This is a genomic window from Serratia sp. EWG9 (assembly GCF_019913725.1).
In the GTDB taxonomy this organism is placed as follows: domain Bacteria; phylum Pseudomonadota; class Gammaproteobacteria; order Enterobacterales; family Enterobacteriaceae; genus Serratia; species Serratia ureilytica.
On the sequence record NZ_JADNRO010000008.1, the window covers coordinates 143,069 to 167,609 of the forward strand.

Annotated in this window: 15 protein-coding genes, 2 tRNA genes and 1 pseudogene; 11 read left to right on the forward strand and 7 right to left on the reverse strand. The window is 61.2% G+C overall.

Annotation, left to right across the window (positions count from 1 at the left end; genetic code table 11):
* Positions 1-32 precede the first annotated feature (32 nt).
* From recC to recD, 4 genes and pseudogenes are all read left to right on the forward strand, one after another.
* The gene (gene recC, locus ITX55_RS18070) at positions 33-3,404 is read left to right on the forward strand and encodes an exodeoxyribonuclease V subunit gamma (protein WP_223085272.1); all 3,372 of its coding nucleotides are present in this window, start codon (positions 33-35) and stop codon (positions 3,402-3,404) included.
* A 232-nt stretch (positions 3,405-3,636) separates the two neighbouring features.
* The gene (gene ptrA / locus ITX55_RS18075; RefSeq protein ID WP_089192634.1) at positions 3,637-6,525 is read left to right on the forward strand and encodes a pitrilysin; all 2,889 of its coding nucleotides are present in this window, start codon (positions 3,637-3,639) and stop codon (positions 6,523-6,525) included.
* Entirely contained in the window at positions 6,522-10,073 is a 3,552-nt protein-coding gene (gene recB / locus ITX55_RS18080; RefSeq protein ID WP_164057853.1) for an exodeoxyribonuclease V subunit beta, read from the forward strand. The genes ptrA and recB overlap by 4 nt, the downstream gene beginning before the upstream one ends.
* Positions 10,070-11,919 (forward strand): annotated as a pseudogene (gene recD / locus ITX55_RS18085) (exodeoxyribonuclease V subunit alpha). The gene recB and the pseudogene recD overlap by 4 nt, the downstream one beginning before the upstream one ends.
* A gap of 38 nt (positions 11,920-11,957) precedes the next feature.
* Here the strand turns inward: recD and argA are convergent.
* Positions 11,958-13,283: an amino-acid N-acetyltransferase gene (gene argA / locus ITX55_RS18090; protein ID WP_015378910.1), complete on the reverse strand. Its 1,326-nt coding sequence runs from the start codon at positions 13,281-13,283 to the stop codon at positions 11,958-11,960.
* 239 nt (positions 13,284-13,522) lie between these two features.
* Between argA and amiC the strand changes: the two genes are divergently transcribed.
* On the forward strand, positions 13,523-14,776 hold the full coding sequence (gene amiC / locus ITX55_RS18095) for an N-acetylmuramoyl-L-alanine amidase AmiC (RefSeq protein ID WP_033644859.1): 1,254 nt from the start codon (positions 13,523-13,525) through the stop codon (positions 14,774-14,776).
* Between the two features lie 90 nt (positions 14,777-14,866).
* Here the strand turns inward: amiC and ITX55_RS18100 are convergent.
* Positions 14,867-14,943 (reverse strand) — tRNA-Met (locus ITX55_RS18100).
* 58 nt (positions 14,944-15,001) lie between these two features.
* Positions 15,002-15,078: transfer RNA gene (locus ITX55_RS18105), tRNA-Met, on the reverse strand.
* Positions 15,079-15,294: 216 nt separating this feature from the next.
* On the opposite strand from ITX55_RS18105, the gene mltA reads away from it, so the two are divergent.
* Both mltA and tcdA read left to right on the forward strand, forming a co-directional pair.
* Positions 15,295-16,431: a murein transglycosylase A gene (gene mltA / locus ITX55_RS18110; RefSeq protein WP_033644860.1), complete on the forward strand. Its 1,137-nt coding sequence runs from the start codon at positions 15,295-15,297 to the stop codon at positions 16,429-16,431.
* 83 nt (positions 16,432-16,514) lie between these two features.
* Positions 16,515-17,321: a tRNA cyclic N6-threonylcarbamoyladenosine(37) synthase TcdA gene (tcdA, locus tag ITX55_RS18115; RefSeq protein ID WP_108681842.1), complete on the forward strand. Its 807-nt coding sequence runs from the start codon at positions 16,515-16,517 to the stop codon at positions 17,319-17,321.
* Here tcdA and csdE read toward each other — a convergent pair.
* Both csdE and csdA read right to left on the reverse strand, forming a co-directional pair.
* Positions 17,312-17,746 carry a cysteine desulfurase sulfur acceptor subunit CsdE gene (gene csdE, locus ITX55_RS18120; protein WP_046687719.1) on the reverse strand — a complete coding sequence of 145 codons (435 nt, stop codon included), beginning with the start codon at positions 17,744-17,746 and terminating at the stop codon, positions 17,312-17,314. The two genes, tcdA and csdE, sit on opposite strands and share 10 nt — an antisense overlap.
* A 19-nt stretch (positions 17,747-17,765) precedes the next feature.
* Positions 17,766-18,971, reverse strand: coding sequence for a cysteine desulfurase CsdA (gene csdA, locus ITX55_RS18125; protein ID WP_223085273.1), 1,206 nt, complete (start codon positions 18,969-18,971; stop codon positions 17,766-17,768).
* A 196-nt stretch (positions 18,972-19,167) separates the two neighbouring features.
* Between csdA and ITX55_RS18130 the strand changes: the two genes are divergently transcribed.
* The 4 genes from ITX55_RS18130 to rlmM all read left to right on the forward strand — a co-directional run bounded on the left by ITX55_RS18130 (position 19,168) and on the right by rlmM (position 22,239).
* Positions 19,168-19,392, forward strand: a complete 225-nt coding sequence (locus ITX55_RS18130; RefSeq protein ID WP_025304050.1) for a YgdI/YgdR family lipoprotein — start codon at positions 19,168-19,170, stop codon at positions 19,390-19,392.
* Positions 19,393-19,778: 386 nt separating this feature from the next.
* The gene (locus ITX55_RS18135) at positions 19,779-20,696 is read left to right on the forward strand and encodes a transcriptional regulator GcvA (protein ID WP_004931894.1); all 918 of its coding nucleotides are present in this window, start codon (positions 19,779-19,781) and stop codon (positions 20,694-20,696) included.
* Positions 20,697-20,747: 51 nt separating this feature from the next.
* Positions 20,748-21,143, forward strand: coding sequence for a DUF423 domain-containing protein (locus ITX55_RS18140; protein WP_004931896.1), 396 nt, complete (start codon positions 20,748-20,750; stop codon positions 21,141-21,143).
* Positions 21,136-22,239, forward strand: a complete 1,104-nt coding sequence (rlmM, locus tag ITX55_RS18145; RefSeq protein ID WP_019455735.1) for a 23S rRNA (cytidine(2498)-2'-O)-methyltransferase RlmM — start codon at positions 21,136-21,138, stop codon at positions 22,237-22,239. Before ITX55_RS18140 ends, rlmM begins: the two co-directional genes overlap by 8 nt.
* Before the next feature lie 39 nt (positions 22,240-22,278).
* Here rlmM and xni read toward each other — a convergent pair whose 3' ends face one another.
* Positions 22,279-23,037: a flap endonuclease Xni gene (gene xni, locus ITX55_RS18150; RefSeq protein ID WP_108681838.1), complete on the reverse strand. Its 759-nt coding sequence runs from the start codon at positions 23,035-23,037 to the stop codon at positions 22,279-22,281.
* Positions 23,038-23,091: 54 nt separating this feature from the next.
* Positions 23,092-24,456, reverse strand: coding sequence for a nucleotide 5'-monophosphate nucleosidase PpnN (ppnN, locus tag ITX55_RS18155; RefSeq protein WP_019455737.1), 1,365 nt, complete (start codon positions 24,454-24,456; stop codon positions 23,092-23,094).
* Between the last annotated feature and the right edge of the window lie 85 nt (positions 24,457-24,541).

A 24,541-nucleotide genomic window follows, 5' to 3' on the forward strand; every position in this document is an offset into this window, starting at 1 on the left:
GCCGGTACGTATCTTGTTTTAAAGGAGCCATCATGTTCACGGTTTATCATTCCAATCAGCTGGATTTATTGAAAACGCTGACCAGCGCGCTGATAGCCAGAGATCCGTTGGCCGATCCTTTTCAACAGGAAGTGGTGCTGGTTCAGAGCCCCGGTATGGCGCAATGGCTGCAAATGCAGCTGGCGGAGCAGTTCGGCATCGCCGCCAATGTCGCGTTTCCGCTGCCGGCGACCTTCATTTGGGACATGTTCACCCGCGTGTTGCCGGATATCCCGAAAGAGAGCGCCTTCAGCAAGGACGCCATGACCTGGAAGCTGATGTGGCTGCTGCCGGAGATGCTGACCCAGCCGGCGTTCGCGCCACTGCAGCACTATCTCACCGATGACGGCGACAAGCGAAAAATCCACCAATTGGCCGGCCGGGTTGCCGACCTGTTCGACCAGTATTTGGTTTATCGTCCGCAGTGGCTGGAGAGCTGGCAGCGCGGTGAACGCATCGACGGTCTGCCCGAGGCTCAGCAGTGGCAGGCGCCGCTCTGGGCGCGGCTGGTGGAGTACACGCGCGAATTGGGGCAGCCGGAATGGCACCGCGCCAATCTGTATAGCCGCTTTATCCACGCGCTGGAGCAGGCAACAACGTGTCCGCCCGGTTTGCCGCCGCGGGTGTTTATCTGCGGCATCTCGGCGTTGCCGCCGGTCTATCTGGAGGCGCTGCAGGCGCTGGGGCGGCATATCGATATCCACCTGATGTTCACCAACCCTTGTCGTTATTACTGGGGCGACATTCAGGATTACGCTTTCCTGGCCCGCTTGCAGAGCCGCAAGCGCCGTCACTATCATCAGGCGCGCGAGCAAGGGCTGTTTCGCGAACCGGCTGACGCGGCGCGTCTGTTTGACGCTGAAGGGCAGCAGCAGCTCAGTAACCCGCTGCTGGCCTCCTGGGGCAAGCTCGGGCGCGATCACCTCTATTTGCTGTCGCAGATGGAAGGGGCGCAAGAGGTCGACGCCTTTGTCGATATCCCGGCGGATACCATGCTGCACGCCGTTCAACGCGATATGCTGGAGCTGGAAGATCACGCGGTGATCGGCATCACGGCGGAAACGCTGGAAAGCAGTTTCAGCAAGCGCAGGCTCGATCCGCAAGATCGTTCCCTCAGCCTGCACGCCTGCCACAGCCCACAGCGGGAAGTGGAGGTGCTGCACGATCAACTGCTGACCATGCTGGCGCAGGATCCCGCGTTGACGCCGCGCGACATCATCGTGATGGTGGCGGATATCGACAGCTATACGCCTTATATTCAGGCCGTGTTCGGCAATGCTCCCGCCGAGCGCTACCTGCCGTTCGCCATTTCTGACCGTAAAGCGCGGCAGGCGCATCCGGCTTTGCAGGCGCTCATCTCACTGCTCGATTTGCCGCAAAGCCGCTTTACGTCGGAACAGGTGCTGGCGCTGCTGGAAGTGCCGGCCCTGGCCGCCCGTTTCGCCATTGGCGAAGAGGGGCTGCGCCTGTTGCGTCACTGGGTCGGTGAATCCGGCGTGCGCTGGGGGCTGGACGACGATAACGTGCGCGAACTGGATCTGCCCGCCACGGGCCAGCACACCTGGCGATTCGGCATTACGCGCATGCTGCTCGGTTACGCGATGGACAGCAACGCCGGCGATTGGCAGGGCATTTTGCCTTACGACGAGTCGAGCGGGTTGGTCGCCGAACTGGCGGGGCAGTTGGCGGATCTGCTGGCCCAATTGAGCCATTGGCGGCAAGTCTTGAGCGAAGCGCGCTCGCTCGAGGCATGGCTACCGCTGTGCCGACAGCTGTTGGATGCCTTCTTCGAAGCGGATAGCGATACCGAAGTGGTGCTGGCATTGATCGAGCAGCAGTGGCAGCAGGCCATCAATTTTGGCCTGGCGGCGCGCTATCCGGATGACGTGCCCTTGACGATTCTGCGCGACGATTTGGCGGCGCGCCTCGATCAGGAGCGCATCAGCCAGCGCTTCCTCGCCGGGCAAATCAACTTCTGTACGCTGATGCCGATGCGCTCGATTCCGTTCAAGGTGGTGTGCCTGTTGGGCATGAACGACGGCGTGTATCCGCGTACGTTGCCGCCGTTGGGTTTTGATCTGATGGCGCAGCAGGTCAAGCGCGGCGACCGCAGCCGGCGCGATGACGACCGCTATCTGTTCATGGAGGCGATTCTGTCCGCGCAACAACGGCTGTATATCAGCTTCATTGGCCGTTCCATTCAGGACAACAGCCCGCGCTATCCTTCGGTGCTGGTTACCGAGCTGCTGGAGTATCTGGAGCAAAGCTATTGCCTGCCGGGAGACGAGGCGCGCACCGCAGACGACAGCGCCCGGCGAGTGGGCGAGCATTTGCTGAAGTGGCATGCGCGCATGCCGTTCGCCGCCGAGAATTTCTTGCCGGGCTCGGAAGCGCAAAGCTATGCCGCCGAGTGGCTGCCCGCCGCCGACGGGCGCGGGGCGGCGCCCCCGGCCTTCAACCAACCGCTGCCCGCCGAAGTGCTGCAGCAAATAGCGTTGGAGGAGCTGCTGCGGTTTTACCGCCATCCTATTCGCGCCTTCTTCCAACTGCGGTTGGGCGTCAGCTTTATCCTGGAAGAGACCGAGCTGCCGGACGAAGAGCCCTTCACGCTGGATAACCTCAGCCGCTACCAGTTCAACAGCCAACTGCTGAATACCCTGATCGACGGCGACGATCCCGAACGGTTGTTCCAACGGGTGCGCGCCGCCGGGGGGTTGCCCTATGGCGCCTTCGGCGAGATCTATTGGCAAAAGCAGCAGGAAGAGATGAGCGAACTGGCCGAGCAGGTGCGTGCGGAACGCGCAGAGAGCCATAGCCTGGAGCTGGATATCGATATCGCCGGCGTACGTCTCAGCGGCTGGCTGCATCAGGTGCAGGATGACGGCCTGTTGCGCTGGCGGCCCGCCACGTTGTCGGCGGTGGACGGCATATTGCTGTGGCTGGAGCACCTGGTGTACTGCTGCGCCGGCGGCACCGGCGAGAGCCGCATGTACGGTCGCAAGAACTCCGCTTGGCGCTTTGCCGCGCTTACGCCCGAAGACGCGCATGCGCAGCTGGCGGAACTGCTGGCGGGCTATCAGCGCGGTCTGTGTCAGCCGCTGTTGTTGCTGAACAAGAGCGGCTGGGCGTGGCTGAGTCAGTGCTATCAGCCGGAAACGCAGCAAATCGACTGGGAGGAAGAAGCGCAAACAAAGGCTCGCGCCAAATTGCTGCAGGCTTGGCAGGGCGATCAGCGTATTCCCGGAGAAGGGGAAGATCCCTATGTTCAGCGAGTGTTCCGCCAATTGGACAATGACTACCTGGCGCAAATACTGGCCGAAACAGAGCGTTATCTGCTGCCGGTGGCGCGTCATAACCTGGGGTAACAATCCCCCGGTGGTGCTGTGCGGCGGGAGGTGGTAAAAATAACGAAGGTTATATTCAACCATTGGGGTAATTCCCGGTCTTACATAACGTACAGGCATATACCCGCCGCGTTTTGGGGCGCCACATTGGCGAAGAACCCGGCGAGTACAGATTTGGTTATGTGGTTTTGATGTACGTCGCCAGCGTCAGGGAGTGGGCGTGGCGATGTCAGAATAGGGGTTTATTTTGGATATGCGCAGACAGTTGGCCCGCATCACCGGGCTGGTATTATTGGCTATGTGTTGGGCGCCGTTGAGCTGGGCCGCACAAGGATGGCAACCACTGGCGGAGAAGATCAACAAGAGCGAGCACGATCCGCGTCAGTACGAGGCGATCAAGTTGGCTAACGGCATGACGGTGCTGCTGGTGTCCGATGTCCAGGCGCCGAAATCGCTGGCGGCGCTGGCATTGCCGGTCGGGTCGCTCGAAGATCCGAACAGCCAACTGGGCTTGGCGCACTATCTGGAACATATGGTGCTGATGGGCTCCAAACGTTATCCCGAGCCGGAAAACCTGTCCGAATTCCTGAAAAAGCACGGCGGCAGCCACAACGCCAGCACGGCTTCTTATCGCACCGCCTTCTATCTGGAAGTGGAGAATGACGCGCTGGAGCCGGCGGTCGATCGCATGGCCGACGCTATTGCGGAGCCGCTGCTGGATCCGGGCAATGCCGATCGCGAGCGCAACGCGGTGAATGCAGAATTGACGATGGCGCGTTCGCGCGACGGCATGCGTATGGCGCAGGTCGGTGCGGAAACCCTCAACCCGGCGCACCCGAGCGCGCGCTTCTCCGGCGGTAATCTGGACACGCTGAAAGACAAGCCGGGCAGCAAGTTGCACGATGAGCTGACGGGGTTCTATAAGCGCTACTACTCCGCCAATCTGATGATGGGGGTGCTGTACGGCAATCAGCCGCTGCCGCAGCTGGCTGACATTGCCGCAAAAACCTTTGGCCGCGTGCCGAATCATGACGCCAGCGTGCCGCCGATCACCGTACCGGCCGTCACGCCGGAGCAGCAGGGCATCATCATTCACTATGTGCCGGCGCAGCCGCGCAAGCAGCTGAAGGTTGAGTTCCGTATCGATAACAACAGCGCCGCGTTTCGCAGCAAAACCGATACCTACATCGGTTACCTGATCGGCAACCGCAGTAAAAATACCCTGTCCGACTGGTTGCAGAAGCAGGGATTGGCGGACGCCATCAATGCCGGCGCCGATCCGATGGTGGATCGCAACGGCGGCGTCTTCGCCATCAGCGTCTCGCTGACTGACAAAGGCTTGGCCCAGCGCGACCAAGTCGTCGCCGCCATTTTCAACTACCTGAAAATGCTGCGCAGCGAAGGTATCAAGCAGAGTTACTTCGACGAAATATCGCATGTTCTGAACCTGGACTTCCGCTATCCGTCGATCACGCGCGACATGGACTACATCGAATGGCTGGTGGACACTATGCTGCGCGTGCCGGTTGAGCATGCGCTGGACGCGCCATACCTGGCCGATCGCTATGATCCTAAGGCGATCGCTGAACGTCTGGACGCCATGACGCCGCAAAATGCGCGCATCTGGTTCGTCAGCCCCGATGAGCCGCACAACAAGACGGCCTATTTCGTCAATGCGCCTTACCAGGTCGGCAAAATCACGCCACAGCGCTTTACGCAGTGGCAGCAGTTGGGCAGCGGCATTTCCCTGTCATTGCCGGCGCTCAACCCGTACATTCCGGATGATTTCACCCTGACCAAACCGTCGCATGAATTCAAAAAGCCGGAAATGGTGGTGGATAAGCCCGGCCTGCGCGTGCTGTATATGCCGAGCCGTTACTTCGCCGATGAGCCGAAGGCCGATGTCACCGTCGCTTTCCGCAACGCCAAGACCATGGATTCCGCGCGCAACCAGGTGCTGTTCTCGCTGACGGATTATCTGGCCGGCCTGGCGCTGGATCAGCTGAGCTATCAGGCGTCGGTCGGCGGGTTGAGTTTCTCGACGTCGCCGAACAATGGCCTGATGTTTAACGCCAACGGCTTTACCCAGCGCTTGCCGCAGTTGCTGACGGCGCTGATCGAGGGCTATTCCAGCTTCACGCCGACGGAAGATCAGCTGGCGCAGGCCAAGTCCTGGTACCTGGAGCAGTTGGACGCCGCCGAGAAGGGCAAGGCGTTTGAACTGGCCATTCAGCCGGTGCAGATGGTTTCCCGCGTGCCGTATTCCGAACGCAGCGAGCGCCGCGAAGTGCTGAAAACGCTGACGCTGAAAGACGTGCTGGCGTATCGCGACAGCCTGCTGGCCGAGGCCACGCCGGAGCTGCTGGTGGTGGGCAACATGAGCAAGCAACAGGTCGATACGCTGGCGTCGACGCTGAAGCACCGTCTGGGCTGTACCGGTATTGAGTGGTGGCACGGCGAAGACGTGGTGGTGGACAAGAATCAGCTGGCCAACCTGCAACAGGTAGGCAGCAGCACCGACTCGGCGCTGGCGGCGGTCTATGTACCGACCGGTTACGACGAAGTGACCGGCATGGCCTACAGCTCGCTGTTGGGGCAGATTATTCAGCCGTGGTTCTACAGCCAGCTGCGCACTCAGGAACAATTGGGGTATGCGGTCTTTGCCTTCCCGATGTCGGTGGGCCGCCAGTGGGGCGTAGGCTTCCTGTTGCAGAGCAACAGCAAACAGCCGGCCTACCTGTACCAGCGCTATCAGGATTTCTATCCGAAAACCGAGAAACGCCTGCGTGAAATGAGTGAGGCCGATTTTGAGCAGTACAAACAGGCGCTGATCAACGAACTCAAACAGCGGCCGCAAACCCTCAGCGAGGAGGCCAGCCGGTTCGCCAATGATTTCGATCGCGGCAACTTCGCCTTTGATACCCGCCAGAAGCTGATCGCGCAGGTGCAACAGCTGACGCCGACCAAACTGGCGGATTATTTCCACCAGGCAGTGATCCAGCCGCAGGGGCTGGCGGTGTTGTCGCAGGTCAGCGGCAGCGGGCAGGACAAAGCGGATTACGCGGCGCCTAAGGATTGGGTCACCTATCCGAACGCGTCGGCATTGCAGCAGATCCTGCCGCGTAAAGTGGCGACGCCATGACGGAAGTCGCCCCGCAGAGGCTAGAACCGCTGACGCTGCCGCTGTTTGGCGAACGCCTGATCGAGGCGTCGGCGGGCACCGGCAAAACTTTTACCATCGGCGCGCTGTATCTGCGCTTGCTGCTGGGATTGGGGGGGGAAGCGGCGTTTCCCCGCCCGTTGACGGTCGAAGAAATCCTGGTGGTGACCTTTACCGAGGCCGCCACCGAGGAGCTGCGCGGGCGTATCCGTGACAATATCCACGGGCTGCGCATCGCCTGCGTGCGCGGCATCAGCGCTAACCCGCTGTTTTCGGCGCTGATGGAAGAAATTGACGATTTGTCTGACGCCGCTGCGCAGCTGCTGGCGGCGGAGCGGCAGATGGACGAAGCGGCGATTTACACTATCCACGGCTTTTGCCAACGGATGTTGACGCACAACGCCTTCGAGTCCGGCATGCTGTTTGAACAAACGCTGGTACAGGACGAACTGCCGCTGCGGCGGCAGGCCTGCGCCGATTTCTGGCGCCGTCATTGCTATCCGTTGCCGCTGGGCGTGGCGCGTGCGATCAGCCAGGAGTGGAGCGGCCCGGAAGCGTTGCTGGCCGACCTTTCCGGTTATCTGCACGGTGAAGCGCCGGCGCTGCGGCGGCCGCCGAAGGACGAAGAAACCGTTCTGATGCGCCACGAGCAGATTGTCGCGCGCATCGACGCCATCAAGGCGCAATGGCGGGCGGCGGCGGGCGATCTTGAGGCGTTAATCGCCCAGTCCGGCGTCGATAAGCGCAGCTACAGCAGCAAACACCTGCCGAACTGGTTGAACAAGGTCGGCCAATGGAGCGGGCAGGAGACCCAGGATTACCAACTGCCGAAGGAGCTGGACAAGTTTCGCCAGTCGGTGCTGCTGGAGAAGACCAAGAAGGGCGAGCCGCCGCGTCATGCGCTGTTCACGGCGATAGACGAACTGTTCGATGAACCCTTGACGTTGCGCGACCTGATCATGGCGCGCGCGCTCAGCGAGATCCGCACCTCCATTCAGCAGGAAAAGCGCCAGCGCGCCGAGCTGGGGTTTGACGACCTGCTCAGCCGTTTGGACAGCGCCCTGCAAAGCGGCGGCGGCGAACAGTTGGCGCAGGCGATCCGCCAGCGCTATCCGGTGGCGATGATCGATGAATTCCAGGATACCGATCCGCAGCAATACCGTATTTTCCAAAAACTTTACGTCGGCCGGCCTGATTGCGGCCTGCTGCTGATCGGCGATCCCAAGCAGGCGATTTACGCCTTTCGCGGCGCCGACATCTTCACCTACATGCGCGCGCGTTCAGAGGTGAGCGCCCACTATACGCTGGAGACCAACTGGCGCTCGTCGCCGTCGATGGTCGCCAGCGTCAATCACCTGTTTTCTCAGGTAGAAAAACCTTTCCTGTTCGGCCAAATTCCCTTTATTGAGGTTAACGCGGCGGAAAAGAACCAAGGGCTGGCGTTTGAATTGCATGGCAAGCCGCAGCCGGCGATGCAGTTCTGGCTGCAGCAGGGGGAAGGCGCGGGTGTAAGTGATTACCAACAGCTAATGGCGCGCCTGTGCGCCACGCAAATTCGCGACTGGCTCAGCGCCGGGCAGCAGGGCCTGGCGCGGCTGCAGAGCGGCAAGGCGTCACGGCCGGTGCAAGCCTCTGATATCACGGTGCTGGTGCGCAGCCGCAACGAGGCGGCGTTGGTGCGCGATGCGCTCAGCGCGCTGTCTATTCCGTCGGTCTACCTGTCCAACCGCGACAGCGTGTTTGACACCCCGGAGGCCAAAGACCTGCTGTGGTTGCTGCAGGCGGTGTTGGCGCCGGAGCAGGAGCGCACGCTGCGCAGCGCCATGGCCACCGGGCTGATGGGGCTGGACGCGCCGACGCTGGACGGCCTGAGCCGCGATGAGCGCGCCTGGGACGCGCTGGTTAATGAATTCGACAATTACCGCACGCTCTGGCTGCGCCGCGGCGTGTTGCCGATGCTGAGCGAGGTGATGAAAGCGCGCCAATTGGCGGAGAACCTGCTGGCCAGCGCCGGCGGCGAGCGTCGCTTGACCGACGTGCTGCATCTGGGGGAGCTGTTGCAAGAAGCGGCGGCGCAGCTCGACAGCGAGCATGCGCTGGTGCGCTGGCTGGCGCAGCAGATCGCTCAGCCTAATCGCCAGTCCGACAATCAGCAACTGCGGCTGGAGAGCGACCGGCATCTGGTGCAGGTGATCACGATCCACAAGTCCAAGGGGCTGGAGTTCGATCTGGTGTGGCTGCCGTTCGTCGGCAACTTCCGCCAGCAGCAGCAGGCGCTGTATCACGATCGCCACAGTTTCCAGGCGCTGCTGGACCTCGACGCCAATGAAGAGAGCCAGGCCTGGGCGGAGGAGGAGCGGTTGGCGGAGGATCTGCGTCTGCTGTATGTGGCGCTGACCCGCTCGGTGTACCACTGCAGTATCGGCATTGCGCCGCTGTTCCAGGGCACGCGCAAGAAACAGGGTGATACCGACCTGCACCGCAGCGCATTGGGCTATCTGGTGCAGGGCGGGCAGCCCGGCGACGCCGTGTATCTGCAGGAGCGGCTGCAGCAATTGGTGGGCGGCGGTATCGCGCTGTCGCTGGTTGAACCGCCGGATGCAGAACCCTGGCAACCCCAGGCGTCGCTGGCCGAAGCGTTGGCGGCGAAAAGCTTTACCCGGCGGATCCAGGATTTTTGGCGGGTGACCAGCTATACCGGTTTGCAACAGCACGGCGCGAGCCTGATGCAGGATCTGCTGCCGCGTCTGGATGTCGACGCGGCCGGTGAGCGCGGGGAAGAAAGTGAGCCAGCGCTTACACCGCATACCTTCCCGCGCGGCGCAACGCCCGGCACCTTCCTGCACAGCCTGTTTGAAACGCTGGACTTCACCCAGCCGCTCGACGAACAGTGGCTGCTGGAACAGCTGCAGCAGCAAGGGTTTGCCGAACACTGGCAACCGATACTGCTGGCGTGGATGCAGGTGCTGCTCAATACGCCGCTCGATGACAGCGGCGTGACGTTGGCGGCGCTGACGCCGCAGCATAAGCAGGCAGAGCTGCAGTTCTATTTACCGATTAACCGGCTGTTGCAGGCGAAGGAGCTCGATGCTCTGGTGAAGCGTTACGATCCGCTTTCCGCCCGCTGCCCGGCGCTGGATTTCCATCAGGTGCAGGGCATGCTGAAAGGCTTTATCGACCTGGTGTTCTGCTGGCAAGGCAAATACTACCTGCTGGACTACAAGTCCAACTGGCTGGGGGAGGACAGCAGCGCCTATACCCGGCCGGCGATGGAGCAGGCGATGGCGGAGCATCGTTATGATCTGCAATACCAGCTGTATACGCTGGCGTTGCATCGTTATTTGCGCCATCGGTTGCCGGATTATGATTACCGGCGCCATTTCGGCGGGGTGATTTATCTGTTCCTGCGCGGCGTGGATGCGGCGCACCCGGGCAACGGCATTTTCACCTGTCTCCCCGCGTTTGAACTGGTGGCGGGAATGGATAGCTTGTTCAGCGGCGAAGCTGCGGCGACGGAGGAAAAATCATGATCGCACTGCTGGAGCAGGCGGTGGCGCTTGGCGCGCTGCGCCCGCTGGACGTGCAGTTCGCCCGCGTGGTGGCGAGCGAAGACGAGCCTGATATTTTACTGGCCGCCGCCTGTCTGAGCGCAGAGGCGGGGGCGGGGCATGTTTGCCTGATGCTGGAGCAACTGCAGGCGGACACGCTGTTTGAAGGGCGCCAACCGGCGCTGGCGCTGGCGCTGTGGGAGGCGGCCGGGCGACCGGATAGCGCACGTTGGCAGCAGCGCCTGGCGAGCAGCGCGGCGGTTGGGGACGGCAGCGGCGCTACGCCGCTGGTGCTGCGTGGGCAGCGCTTATATCTGCAACGCATGTGGCAAAACGAAGGTGAAGTGGCGGCGTTTATCGGCGGTGAAGGTGAATCGCTGACGGTGCCGGAGGAGGCGTTGCGCGCCATTCTCGACCGCTTGTTCGGCGCGGCGAGCGATGAACCCGACTGGCAGAAGATCGCCGCCGCGGTAGCTGCCACGCGGCGCATCGCGGTGATTTCCGGTGGACCGGGCACCGGTAAAACCACCACCGTCGCTAAACTGCTGGCGGCGCTGGTGCAGCTGGATGAAAGCGCGCGCTTGCGGATTCAACTGGCGGCGCCAACCGGCAAGGCGGCGGCGCGCCTGACGGAGTCGCTTGGCAGCGCCAGCCGTCAGCTGGCGTTGACCCCGGCGCAGCAGGCGTTGTTCCCGACGGAGGCGGCGACGTTGCACCGTTTGTTGGGGGCGCAACCCAACAGTCAGCGCATGCGCTATCACCGCGGCAACCGGCTGCATTTGGATGTGTTAGTGGTGGATGAGGCCTCGATGGTCGATCTGCCGATGATGGCGCGCCTGATTGCGGCGTTGCCCGATCGGGCCCGGGTGATTTTCCTCGGCGACCGCGATCAGCTGGCTTCGGTAGAGGCCGGCGCGGTGCTGGGGGATATTTGCCGTTTTGCCGAGCAGGGATACAGCGAGCGCGCGCCGCAGAGCTGAGCCGCCTGACCGGTTGTTCGATCGCTGGGCAGCGGGCCGACGCGCAAGCGGCGGTGCGCGACAGCCTGTGCCTGTTGCGTAAGAGCTATCGCTTCGACGCCCGTTCCGGCATCGGTCAACTGGCGTTGGCGGTCAACGCCGGTGCGGGGGATCGCGCGCTGGCGGCATTAAACGGCCGTTTCGGCGATGTCGCGGGCTATGCGCTGGCGACGAGCGAAGAGTATCAGGCGCTGCTGGACGCGTGCGTGGCGGGCTATCGCGACTATCTGCGGCTGACTGCCGAAGGCGCGGATGCGGCGGCGGTGCTGGCCGCCTTTAGCCGCTTCCAGGTGCTGTGCGCGCTGCGTGAAGGGCCGTTCGGCGTCGCCGGCCTGAATGAACGTATTGAACTCGGGCTGCAGCGCGCCGGTCTGATCGACCGCAAACCTGGCGTGCTCGGCCGCTGGTATCGGGGGCGGCCGGTGATGATCGGCCGCAACGACAGCGCGCTGGGGTTATTCAATGGGGATATCGGCATTACTCTGCCGGATGAGCGCGGCGAGCTGCGCGTGCATTTCCAACTGCCGGACGGCAGCATCAAGTCGGTGCAGCCGAGCCGTTTGCCGGCGCATGAAACCGCTTACGCCATGACGGTGCACAAGTCCCAGGGATCGGAGTTTGAGCATACGGTTCTGGTGTTGCCGAACCATTTCCTGCCGGTGCTGACGCGTGAACTGGTCTATACCGCGATCACCCGTGCGCGTCAGCAGCTCTCGCTGTACGCCACGGACGCGGTGCTGCTACGGGCCATTCGCACGCCGACCCAGCGTCGCAGCGGATTGGCTGAACGGCTGCAGACGACGGAATAAGCGATGAAGGGGCGCGGTAGCGGCCGCGCCCACAGGGATTACAGATCCGCCAGCAGAATTTTGGAGCGGCGTTGGTAGTTGTACAACGCCTGTTTCTGCATCGGTAGTACGTCGACCTCCGCCGGGGTGAAACCACGCTCCTGAAACCAGTGGATGCTGCGGGTGGTCAGCACGAACAGCTTCTTCAATCCCATCTGCCGCGCCTGATTTTCCACCCGCTGCAGCAACATCTCGCCGCGCGAAGAGCTGCGGTAATCGGGATGTACCGCCACGCAGGCCATCTCGCCGATTTTTTCCTCCGGGAACGGGTAAAGCGCCGCGCAGGCGATGGTCAGGTTATCGCGTTCGATAATGGTGAACTTGTCGATCTCCATCTCCAACTGTTCACGCGAACGGCGCACCAGAATACCCTGCTGTTCGAGCGGCCGGATGAGCTCCAGAATACCGCCGATGTCGTTGATCGTCGCCCGGCGCACCTGTTCGGCGCTCTCCATCACGATTTGGGTGCCGATGCCGTCGCGTGAGAACAGTTCTTGCACCAGCGCGCCGTCCTCCTGATAGCTGATCAGGTGGCTGCGGCGCACGCCGCTGCGGCAGCCTTTCACCGCGCCGCGCAGGAAGCGCACGGTGCCGGAATGGTAATCACCGCCTTCCTCCAGCTCTTCAAGACGCTTTTGCGCGTCGTTGGGAAACAGCTCGGAAAGGATGTTGCCTTCCGCGTCGGTCACGCCCTGCGAGGAGCAGAAACCGATCATTTTTTCCGCTTTCAGTTTGATCGCCAGCTGAGTCGCGACTTCCTCCGAAGTCAGGTTGAAGCTCTCGCCGGTTACCGAGACGGCGACCGGGCCGATCAGCACGATGGCGTTGCTGTCGAGCTGACGATGGATCGCTTCTTCATCTATGCGGCGAATGCGGCCGCTGTGGCAGTAGTCGATGCCGTCATCGACGCCCAGTGGCTGCGCGATGATGAAGTTGCCGCTGACCACGTTAATGTGCGCGCCCTGCAGCGGCGTGTTGTTGAGGCTCATCGACAGCCGGGCGGTGATGTCCAGCTGCAATAAACCGGCCGCCTGCTTGACCAACTCAAGCGTATGGGCGTCGGTCACGCGCGTATGCTTGTGGTAGATCGGTTCATAGTTGTGCTGCGCCAGATTGGCGTCGATCTGCGGCCGTGCGCCGTAAACCACCACCAGGCGAATGCCCAGGCTATGCAGCAGCCCGATATCATTGACGATGTTGGAAAAATTCTCGTGTTCGATGGCTTCCCCACCGAGCATGATGACAAACGTCTTGCCGCGGTGTGCGTTGATATAGGGGACGGAGTGACGGAATCCTTGCACCAGCTCTGTACTACGTTCCTTCACGGGCAAACCTCTTTGCATATTTATACGATATTTTTGTATTTTTATTCTTTTATTGCGCCAATGGCAAGTGGGAAATCGTCATGAAGAGCGAGCTAAGGGCGCTAAATCGTTAATAAATTGAAAAACCATAAAAAGATTTTCTGATGACAGGGCTGGAATGATTGGTTAAAGTTTTCGGCATTCCCAAGTCATTGGTGTTTTTTTCATCTGTTGTAAACAGTTATTACTGCCGGAGCCGCATGCCAAACGCTAATCACAATCTGGGCCGCCGTCGTTTATTACAGGGCGTTGCCGCCAGCTGGTTGCTGAGTGTGAGTCGCACGGGCTTCGCCGCGTCATCGCACGTGATTGCCGTGCGCGTCTGGCCGTCCTCCACTTATACCCGCGTCACGCTGGAATCCAACGTCGAACTGAAATACAAGCAGTTCGCCCTGACCAATCCCGATCGCGTGGTGGTGGATATCGAAGGCGTGCATCTCAACAGCGTGCTGAAGGGCATCGCCGGGCAGGTGCGCGCCGACGATCCTTATCTCAAGCAGGCGCGCGTCGGCCAGTTCGATCAGAATACCGTGCGGCTGGTGCTGGAGCTCAAGCAAAGCGTCAGCCCGCACATGTTCTCGCTGGCGCCGGTGCCGGAGTATCGCAACCGTCTGGTGATGGATCTCTACCCGACCAAGGGCGGCAGCGGCGGCGAGGAGTATGATCCGCTACTGGCGTTACTGGAAGATTACAACAAAGGCGATCTGGAGCGCACGCTGCCGCCCGAAGCGCCGCAGGCCGGCAAGGCGGGGCGCGATCGGCCGATCGTCATCATGCTGGATCCTGGCCACGGGGGCGAAGATCCCGGTGCGATCGGCAAGTATAAGACGCGCGAGAAAGACATCGTGCTGCAGATTGCCCGCAAGCTGAGCGCCATGATCAAGCGCGAGCCGAACATGAAGGTGTTCATGACGCGCAATGAAGACGTGTTTATCCCGCTCAAGGTGCGCGTCGCCAAGGCGCGCAAGCAACGCGCCGATTTGTTCGTTTCGATTCACGCCGACGCCTTCACCAGCCGCGCCGCGCGCGGGTCATCGGTGTTCGCGTTGTCCACCAAAGGCGCCACCAGCTCGGCGGCCAAGTTCCTGGCGCAGACGCAGAACGCCTCGGACCAAATCGGTGGCGTCAGCAAGAGCGGCGATCGCTATCTCGACCACACCATGTTCGATTTGATCCAGACCGCAACCATCAACGATAGCCTGAAGTTCGGCAAGGAAGTGCTGAACCGGATGGGTAAAATCAACCGGTTGCACAAGAATCGCGTCGATCAGGCCGGTTTTGCGGTGTTGAAGGCGCCGGATATCCCGTCGATCCTGGTGGAAACGGCGTTTATCAGCAATATCGAAGAGGAGCGCAAGCTGCGCACCAGCCATTTCCAGCAGCAGGTGGCGGAGTCGATTCTGGCGGGCATCAAGGCTTATTTCGCCAACGGCGGCGCGCTGGCGAGCCGATAGCGGCAGGGCCGGGCGCAAGTCCGGCTGTTTTTGCGGATTGCAGATACAAAAAAACACCCGTCAGGGTGCTTATCTGTTGTCATCAAGAGTTGGTTGCGGGGGCCGGATTTGAACCGACGACCTTCGGGTTATGAGCCCGACGAGCTACCAGGCTGCTCCACCCCGCGTCCGTGTAATACTTTGTTATCGAACCCAAACGCAAAATACCGCCACTGCGGCATCGGTTGGTTGCGGGGGCCGGATTTGAACCGACGACCTTCGGGTTATGAGCCCGACGAGCTACCAGGCTGCTCCACCCCGCGTCCGATGGATGCGCACTATACTCTCCATGCGTTTTGTTGCAAACCCTTTTTGCATTTTATTGGCCTAAACCCGTTTTTCTGCTGAATTTGCCCGCAATTTGCCTTCTTTTTCATCACCATCCTCCGTGCGGCTTTTTTTATTTGCAGCGATTCCTTTATCAATGAGCGTTTGTTATCGTTCAGCCGGTAGATCATATCAGTTTGAGAGTGTGCGCGATGAAAGGACGTTGGGGCAAATACCTGCTGGGCGGGTTGATGGTGGCGGTATTGGCGGGCTGTTCGTCCAAGCCGACCGATCGGGGTCAGCAATATAAGGACGGCCGTCTGGATCAATCGCTGGAGCTGGTCAATCAGCCCAATGCCAAAGGTTCGCCGGTCAACGCCAAGGATTATTCGGATCAGCTGATGGAGATCAAGTACGCGTCGCCTTCGCTGTTTAACCGCAACAACAGCACCTATCAGGCGGTGCAAAACTGGATGGCGTCCGGCGCCGACACGCGCATGCTGAGCCAGTACGGCCTCAGCGCTTACCAGATGGAAGGCGTCGACAATTACGGCAACGTGCAGTTTACCGGCTACTACACGCCGGTGGTGCAGGCGCGTTATACCCAACAGGGCGAGTTCCGTTATCCGCTGTACCGCATGCCGCCGAAGGGCAGGGGCCGCTTGCCGGATCGCGCGGGCATTTATTCCGGCGCGCTCGACGATCGCTATATCATCGCTTACACCAACTCGCTGATGGACAACTTCATGATGGAAGTCCAGGGCAGCGGCTACGTCGACTACGGCAACGGTCAGCCGCTGGTGTTCTTCGGCTACGGCGGCAAGAACGGCCACGCCTACCGCAGCATCGGCAAAGTGCTGATCGATCGCGGTGAAGTGGCCAAGGCGGACATGTCGATGCAGGCGATCCGTCAGTGGGCGGATACCCACAGCGCCGCAGAGGTGCGCGAGCTGCTGGAGCAGAACCCGTCGTTCGTGTTCTTCCGCCCGGAAGCTTTTGCGCCGGTGAAAGGCGCCAGCGCGGTGCCGCTGATCGCCAAAGCGTCGGTGGCCTCCGACCGTTCGCTGATCCCGGCAGGCACCACGCTGCTGGCCGAAGTGCCGCTGCTGGACAACAAGGGTAAATTCACGGGAAAATACGAGATGCGTCTGATGGTCGCGCTCGACGTGGGCGGTGCCATCAAGGGCCAGCATTTTGACATGTATCAGGGCATCGGGCCGGAAGCCGGCCACTCGGCGGGGTACTACAACCACTATGGCCGCGTCTGGGTGCTGAAGAACAACGGCGGCGGCCAGCTGTTCAGCGCCAATCAGTCAAACGGCGGCGGTTCGTTGCTGGTCACCCGCTAAACGCGCACGGCGTGAAAAGATTGACCCGCAAGGGCCGGATTTTCCGGCCCTTATCATTGTATTACGAAGGTAATTAAAGCGTTATGAGCACAGCTTATTCGGAAGCCTATCTGCAGCGTTTCGGCGGCACGGCGCGGTTATACGGCCAGCAGGCGCTGGCGGTGTTCGCGCAGGCGCACGTCTGCGTGATCGGCATCGGCGGCGTGGGTTCCTGGGCGGCTGAGGCGCTGGCGCGCACCGGCATCGGCGCCATCACTCTGATCGACATGGATGATGTTTGCGTCACCAATACCAACCGTCAGATCCACGCGCTGCGCCAGCACGTCGGGCAATCGAAAACCGAGGTAATGGCGGAGCGTATCCTGGCGATCAACCCGGAATGCCGGGTGACCTGCATTGACGATTTCATTACCCCGGGCAACGTCGCCGAGCTGCTGGACCATAACTTCAGCTACGTCATCGACGCGATCGACAGCGTGCGGCCGAAAGCGGCGCTGCTGTCATACTGCCGCCGCTTCAAGATCCCGGTGGTGACCACCGGCGGCGCCGGCGGGCAGATGGATCCGACCAAAATCGAAGTGGCCGATCTGGCGAAAACCATTCAGGATCCGCTGGCCGCCAAGCTGCGCGAGCGGCTGAAGCACGATTTTAACGTGGTGAAAAACGGCAAGGGCAAGCTGGGCATCGACTGCGTCTTTTCCAGCGAGCCGCTGGTTTATCCGCAGCCGGACGGTTCGGTATGCGCTTCGCGCAGCACGGCGGAAGGGCCGAAAAGAATGGATTGCAGCGCAGGTTTCGGCGCGGCGACCATGGTCACCGCCACCTTTGGCTTCGTCGCCGTGTCGCACGCGCTGAAAAAGATGGTGGCGAAGGCGGCGCGTCAGGCGTAACGGGCGGCGATCGCCTGCACGGCGGCGGCCAACGCCGCCAGCCCGCTGGCGCGAGTGGCGCTCAGCTGAGCGCGCAGCGCCAGGCGGTCGAACAGCGCCAGCGGATCCAATTCGGCGATCTGCTGCGGCGTTTTGCCTTCCACTTCGGTCAGCAGCACCGCCAATAGGCCACGCACGATGCGGCCTTCGCTGTCGCCATAAAAGTGCAGCGTGCCGTCTTCCAGCAACTGGTGCCCCAACCAGACGCGGTTTTCACACCCGCTCAACGCCATTTCTTCACTGCGCAAGGCCTCCGGCAGCGACGGCAGCCGTTTTGCGAGCATAATCAGTTGGCGGTAGCGGTCTTCCCACTGTTTCAGCGCGCTGAAGGTGGCGATCAACGCTTCGGCGGTGATCTCTCGGCCAAAAGGATGGGGGGCGAGCATAGCGTCTCCGGGAGTCAAGTCAGTCGGCCAGCAGGTCGAGGGCGTGGGTCAACGCGCTGACCAGCGTATCGACGTCCTGTTGAGTATTGTAGGGGGCGAACGACGCGCGCAACGTGCCGCTGACGCCTAACGCCGCCATCAGCGGCTGCGCGCAGTGCTGGCCGGCGCGCAGCGCAATGCCTTGCTCCGCCAGCAGCGTGACGATGTCGCTGTGGTGTACGCCGGCGATATCGAACGCCAGCAGGCTGGAACCGGAACTGCGGAAGCTGCGAAAGCCCGGCAGCTGCGCTAACCGCTGTTCCGCCCGATCCGCCAGCTCGCGACTGTAGCGCTCCGCCGCCGCCATGTCCTGTTCGCGAAGCCAGGTGAGCGCGGCGGCCAACCCCAGCACGCCGGCGATGTTTGGCGTGCCGGCTTCGAAGCAGTGCGGCGGTTTTTGCGGGATAAAACCGTCGAACGACGCCTGGGTCAACATCTTTCCCCCTCCTTGCCACGGCGCCATCTGCGCCAGCAGCTCGGATTTGCCGTACAGCGCGCCGATGCCGGTCGGTCCATACAGTTTGTGGCCGGAGAAGGCGTAGAAATCGATATCGAGCCGCTGTACGTCGGCTGGGTCGTGAACCACGCCCTGTGCGCCGTCGATCATCACGCGCGCGCCGGCGGCATGGGCCAGCGCGATCGCCAGCGCCAGATCCGGGCAGCCGCCGGTGACGTTGGACATTTGCCCCAGTGCCAACAGGCGGGTTCTATCGTTGAGCAGGGCGGGCAGCTGCGCCAGGTCCGGCAGCCGGTCGGCGCCGATAGGCAGTTTCACTACCCGGGCGCCGGTTTGATCCGCCACCATCAGCCAGGGGATCAGGTTGGCGTGGTGTTCCGCTTCGCTCACCAGAATTTCATCCCCCGGCTGCAGACGCGGACGCAGATAACTCTGCGCCACCAGGTTGATCGCCTCGGTGGTGCCGCGCGTCCAGACGATACCGTCGGCCGATGGCGCATGGATCAGTTGCGCGACCTGGCCGCGCGCCTGCTCGAAACGGGCGGTCAGATCCTGCGCCGCCCGATGCTGGCTGCGGTGCACGGTGGCGGCGTCGTCGCGATAAAACTGCTGCGTGGCGTCGATCACCGCCTGCGGTTTCAACGCGGTGGCGGCGCTGTCCAGATAGATGCCGTCCTGCGCGAGCGCGGGAAACTGTTGGCGAAAAAGGCTGGGGTTAAAAGGCGTCATACCCTGATTGTCACTGGCTTGAGTCGATGGGTGATCCTGTCCTATTTTGCCGCCGGAGACAAGCGTTCGCGCCGATTAGGACTTATCGCCTGGCAAAATTGGGAAAGTTTGTTATGCTATTAAACGTGCGCTTATTAATCGCATCTATACACATAAAAGGTATTTATCAGCATTTAAAACTACAAAGGAGTCCTCAATGAAGAAAACAGCCGCAGTTCTCTCTGCCCTGATGCTTACGTTCACCCTGGCCGCCTGTTCCAGCAACTACGTGATGCATACCAATGACGGACGCACCATTGTCGCTGACGGCAAGCCTAAAGTGGATAACGATACCGGCATGATCAGCTATAAAGACGCCAACGGCGTCGAACAGCAGATCAACCGCGCCGATGTGAAAGAGATGGTTGAAAGCAACCAGTAACCGTCAGGCAAAAAAAAAGCACCGCAAGTTTTGCGGTGCTGCATAAAATCACTATGGACAGACAGGGTAAATGTACAGGAAGTGAAAAAACAGTAGCCTAGCTACCATGTCCGGAATCGCCGGACAATTTGCAAACACAACATCACAACCACAAGCCAAAAGTTCATCGGCGTCCTCGACACCCACTCCCTTTTCGTTCCGGCCCGGGAAGTGCCGCCACTATAGGTATTTGCTGGCGCATCCTCAACGGACAAATTATAATGGCTCGGATTAAAAAAACTAATGGCAATGCGCCGTTAGCGTTTGTCCATGGCTTGCCACACAAAGCCGCTCGATTTTCGGCGCCGAATCATTCGGATTAATGTTACACAAAAGTAGCTAATTTAATGTCTAAACGCTTACCTCCCCTCAATGCGCTGCGCGTGTTCGATGCGGCCGCTCGCCACCTGAGTTTCACCAAGGCGGCGGAAGAGCTGTTCGTGACTCAGGCCGCGGTGAGCCACCAGATCAAGTCGCTGGAGGACTTCCTCGGGCTGAAGCTGTTTCGCCGGCGCAATCGCTCGTTGCTGCTGACCGAAGAGGGGCAAAGTTACTACCTTGATATCAAGGAGATCTTCTCTTCGATCAACGAGGCGACGCGCAAGCTGCAGGCGCGCAGCGCCAAGGGGGCATTGACCGTCAGTTTGCCGCCGAGCTTCGCCATTCAGTGGCTGGTGCCGCGTCTGTCCGGCTTTAACTCAGCTTATCCGGGCATCGACGTGCGCATCCAGGCGGTGGACCGTGAAGAGGACAAGCTGGCGGACGACGTCGACGTGGCGATTTTCTATGGCCGCGGCAATTGGCCGGGGCTGCGCGCCGAGCGCCTGTATGCGGAATATTTGCTGCCGGTTTGTTCGCCGAGCCTGCTGACCGGCGATCATCCGCTGAAAACCGCAGACGATCTGGCTTATCATACGCTGCTGCATGACGTTTCACGTCGCGACTGGCTGGCCTATACGCGCCAGCTGGGGTTGCAGCACATCAACGTACAGCAGGGGCCAATCTTCAGCCACAGCGCCATGGTGGTGCAGGCGGCGGTGCACGGTCAGGGCGTGGCGCTGGTGAACAACGTGATGGCGCAAACCGAGATTGAAGCCGGTCGTCTGGTGTGCCCGTTCAACGATGTGTTGGTCAGTAAAAATGCTTTTTATCTGGTATGTCATGACAGCCAGGCAGAACTGGGTAAAATAGCCGCCTTCCGGCAGTGGATCCTGGCGCGTGCCGCCAGCGAACAAGAGAAGTTCCGCTTCCGCTACGAACAATAAGGCCGGCCGCCGCCTTGCCGCGGTCGGTGATTTTTAATGGGATAGATCACGATGAGCAGCCGTTCCATGCTGGTTTTCGCCGCTATCAGCGGCTTTGTGTTTGTCGCGCTGGGCGCATTCGGCGCGCATGTGTTAAGCGGCACGCTGGGCGCCAACGAAATGGCCTGGATCCGCACCGGGCTGGAGTATCAGGGGTTCCACACCCTGGCCATCCTGGCGCTGGCGGTCGCGATGCAGCGCCGCGTGAGCCTGTGGTTTTACTGGAGCGGAGCGCTGTTGGCGTTCGGCACCGTGTTGTTCAGCGGCAGCCTCTATTGTCTGGCGCTGTCGCACCTGAAGGTCTGGGTATATATCACGCCGGTTGGCGGCGTGTGCTTCTTGATCGGCTGGATATTGATGTTGATTGGCGCTTTGCGTCTGAGGAAAAAGGCCGAGCGCCATGAATAAGATTGCGTTGTACTGCCGTCCCGGCTTCGAAAAAGAGTGTGCGGCGGAGATCACCGATAAAGCCGCCCAGCTGGAGATTTACGGCTTTGCGCGGGTAAAAGAGCACAGCGGTTACGTGTTGTTCGAATGCTATCAGCCGGACGATGCCGACCGCCTGGCGCGGGAGATTCCGTTCCGCGAACTGATTTTCGCCCGCCAAATGATCGTGGTGGGTGAGCTGCTGCGCGATCTGCCGCCGGAAGATCGGGTATCGCCGATCGTCGGCATGCTGATCGGCGTGGTTGATCGCGGCGGCGAGCTGCGGGTGGAAGTGCCGGACACCAACGAAAGCAAAGAGCTGATGAAATTCTGCCGCAAGCTGACGGTGCCGCTGCGCGCCGCGATGCGTGAGCAGAAGGTGCTGATGGCGCGCGAGAACCCGACTCGCCCGGTGGTGCACGTGTTCTTCATCGCGCCGGGCTGCTGCTATGTCGGTTACTCCTACAGCAACAACAACTCGCCGTTCTACATGGGTATTCCGCGTCTGCGCTTCCCGGCCGATGCGCCGAGCCGTTCGACGCTGAAACTGGAAGAAGCGTTCCATGTGTTCATCCCCGCCGACGAGTGGGACGAGCGCCTGGCCAGCGGCATGCATGCGGTCGATCTGGGGGCCTGCCCGGGCGGCTGGACCTATCAGCTGGTGAAGCGCAGCATGATGGTGCATTCGGTGGATAATGGCCCGATGGCGCCGAGCCTGATGGAAACCGGCCAGGTAACGCATCACCGCGCCGACGGCTTCAAGTTCGAGCCGAACAGCAGCAAGATCTATTGGTTGGTGTGCGACATGGTGGAGAAACCGGCGAAGGTGACCAGCCTGATGATTCAGTGGCTGGTGAAAGGCTGGTGCCGCGAAGCGATCTTTAACCTCAAACTGCCGATGAAAAAACGCTACGAGGAAGTGTCGCAAAACCTGATGAGCATCCGCGAAGCGCTGGGCGCTGCCGGCATCAGCGTTGAAGTGCATGCCAAGCAGCTGTATCACGATCGCGAAGAGATCACCGTACACGTGCGCCGCATGTGGTCGGCGGTGCCGGGCCGCCGCGACGAGCGCGATTAATCGCGTTAAACCTGATGAAGGGCGCTGCTTGCAGCGCCCTTATTGTATCGGCAGGCGCAGCTGCTGCAGGTTGCCGTCCAGCGACAGATCGGTGCGCAGCGTGGCGACTTGTTTGCTGACGTAGGCCAGATCGCGGTGCTGCTCCAGCTTGCCGCGCCATTTCTCCGGCACCTGCTCCAGGTGCTGATAGATCCCGTCCAGACTGCCCGACTGCTGCAACAGCAGCACGGCGGTTTTCGGCCCGATGCCGGCCACGCCGGGGATCTTGCTGCTGCCGATCCCCGCTAACCCCCAGTAGTCCGGCAGTTGCTGCGGCAGCACGCCGAATTCCTGCTGCACGAAAGGCATATCCAACCAGCGTTTCTGGAAGTAATCGCGGATCTGTACGTTCGGCGCCAGCAGTTGGCAATAGCCTTTGTCGGTGGAGACGATGGTCACCTGGTGGCCGCCGCCGGCGACCTTCGCCGCCAGCGTGGCCGCCAGATCGTCCGCCTCATTGCCGGGTGAATGCCAGCTGGCGACGCCCAGTTCGGCGAAGGCTTCACGCAGCTGCGGCATCTCCTGTTGCAGGTTTTCCGGCATCGGCGAGCGCCCGGCCTTGTAGTCCGGCAGAATTTGGTGGCGCCAGCTTTCGCTGCGGTCGTCCTCGTCAAATACCGCCACCGCGTGGGTCGGGCGGCTGTGCTGAAGCAACTGCTGCAGCGCGTGGCGACAGGCGTTGACGCAAGGGGAGCCCTGTACGGCGTGAATGCGGCGGATGAGGTTCAGGGCGTCGACAATCAGTAGGTGTATCATCATGGGCGGCAAGGTCAGAAAAAACAGGGCGGCCGTTACGCCGCCCGGGATTGAGGATCAGGCGACGATTTCGTAGCAGGGCACATAGGCGCTGCCCGGCAGCTTCATGCGGTGCTGGGCGACAAAGCCCTGCAGCAGGCTGTCCATCTGCTTCATCATCTGCGGTTCGCCGTGCAGCTTGTACGGGCCGAACTGCTCAATGGCGTGGATGCCGTTTTCCTTCACGTTGCCGGCCACGATGCCGGAGAAGGCGCGGCGCAGCGCGGCGGCCAATTGCTCCGGCGGCTGGTTCGGATACAGATTGAGGTTCGCCATGTTCTCGTGGGTCGGCTCGAACGGCAGCTGCAGATCCGGCGCGATGCGGATCGACCAGTTGAAACTGTAGGCGTCGCCGGTGTTGCGGCGGTTTTCCTTCACCAGCGGCATGGCTTTTTTCATCTGCCGTGCCACTTCCGCCGGATCGTCGATGATGATGGTGTAGTGACGGCGCGCGGCGTCGCCCAGCGTGTTCATGATGAACTCGTCCAGCACGCGGAAGTAATCGGCGCTCTCTTTTGGCCCGGTTAGGATCAGCGGCAGCACCTGCTCGCTGTTCTCCGGGTTCATCAGGATACCCAGCAGGTACAGCAGCTCTTCGGCGGTGCCGACGCCGCCCGGGAAGATGATGATGCCGTGCGCGATACGCACAAACGCTTCCAGACGTTTTTCGATGTCCGGCATGATCACCAGCTCGTTCACCAGCGGGTTAGGCGGCTCGGCGGCGATGATTGACGGTTCGGTCATGCCGATGAAGCGGCTGTTGCGGTAACGCTGCTGCGCGTGGCCGACCGCCGCGCCTTTCATCGGCGCTTCCATGGCGCCCGGCCCGCAGCCGGTGCAGATGTTCAACTCGCGCAGGCCCAGCTGGCTGCCGACCTTGCGCGCGTACAGGTATTCGTTCTCGTTGATCGAGTGCCCGCCCCAGCACACCACCATGTTGGGATCCTCATCCAGATGCAGTGTGCGCGCATTGCGCAGGATCGAGAACACCAGGTTGGTGATGTGGGCCGAGTTTTCCAGGTTCAGGTGTTGGAAACGGCCGGCGCTGGCGATTTGGCCGTGCACGAACAGAATGTCGCGCAACACGGCGAACAGGTTGGCCTGCAGTGAACGGATGATGCGGCCGTCGACGAACGCCTCTTCCGGCGGATTGACCAGCTCCAGCTTCACGCCACGCTCGCGGCGCAGCACGTTGATATCGAAGGTTTCATAGCGCGACAGCAGCTGTTTGCTGTTGTCGGTTTGGCTGCCGGAGTTCAACACGGCCAGCGAACAGTTGCGAAACAGGCGGTACAGGTCGCTGCTGGCGGTGCGCTTCAGCATGTCTACTTCCAGCTGCGACAATAAATCCATAGAGCCAAGCGGGCTGATGTGTGTAATCAAGGTAACTCCTTTGCACCCGGTGTGGGGCGGTAGTAATCCATACGCAGCAAAACAGCATCTCGTTATGGTTGGCGTGCTGCGGCGA

Coding starts and splice junctions, on each gene's coding strand:
- ptrA (WP_089192634.1), top strand. CDS start 3,637: ATGCGCAGACAGTTGGCCCGCATCACCGGGCTGGTATTATTGGCTATG.
- amiC (WP_033644859.1), top strand. CDS start 13,523: ATGCCAAACGCTAATCACAATCTGGGCCGCCGTCGTTTATTACAGGGC.
- xni (WP_108681838.1), bottom strand. CDS start 23,037: ATGATGATACACCTACTGATTGTCGACGCCCTGAACCTCATCCGCCGC.
- ITX55_RS18140 (WP_004931896.1), top strand. CDS start 20,748: ATGAGCAGCCGTTCCATGCTGGTTTTCGCCGCTATCAGCGGCTTTGTG.
- tcdA (WP_108681842.1), top strand. CDS start 16,515: ATGAGCACAGCTTATTCGGAAGCCTATCTGCAGCGTTTCGGCGGCACG.
- recC (WP_223085272.1), top strand. CDS start 33: ATGTTCACGGTTTATCATTCCAATCAGCTGGATTTATTGAAAACGCTG.
- mltA (WP_033644860.1), top strand. CDS start 15,295: ATGAAAGGACGTTGGGGCAAATACCTGCTGGGCGGGTTGATGGTGGCG.
- ITX55_RS18135 (WP_004931894.1), top strand. CDS start 19,779: ATGTCTAAACGCTTACCTCCCCTCAATGCGCTGCGCGTGTTCGATGCG.
- recB (WP_164057853.1), top strand. CDS start 6,522: ATGACGGAAGTCGCCCCGCAGAGGCTAGAACCGCTGACGCTGCCGCTG.
- csdE (WP_046687719.1), bottom strand. CDS start 17,746: ATGCTCGCCCCCCATCCTTTTGGCCGAGAGATCACCGCCGAAGCGTTG.
- csdA (WP_223085273.1), bottom strand. CDS start 18,971: ATGACGCCTTTTAACCCCAGCCTTTTTCGCCAACAGTTTCCCGCGCTC.
- ITX55_RS18130 (WP_025304050.1), top strand. CDS start 19,168: ATGAAGAAAACAGCCGCAGTTCTCTCTGCCCTGATGCTTACGTTCACC.
- rlmM (WP_019455735.1), top strand. CDS start 21,136: ATGAATAAGATTGCGTTGTACTGCCGTCCCGGCTTCGAAAAAGAGTGT.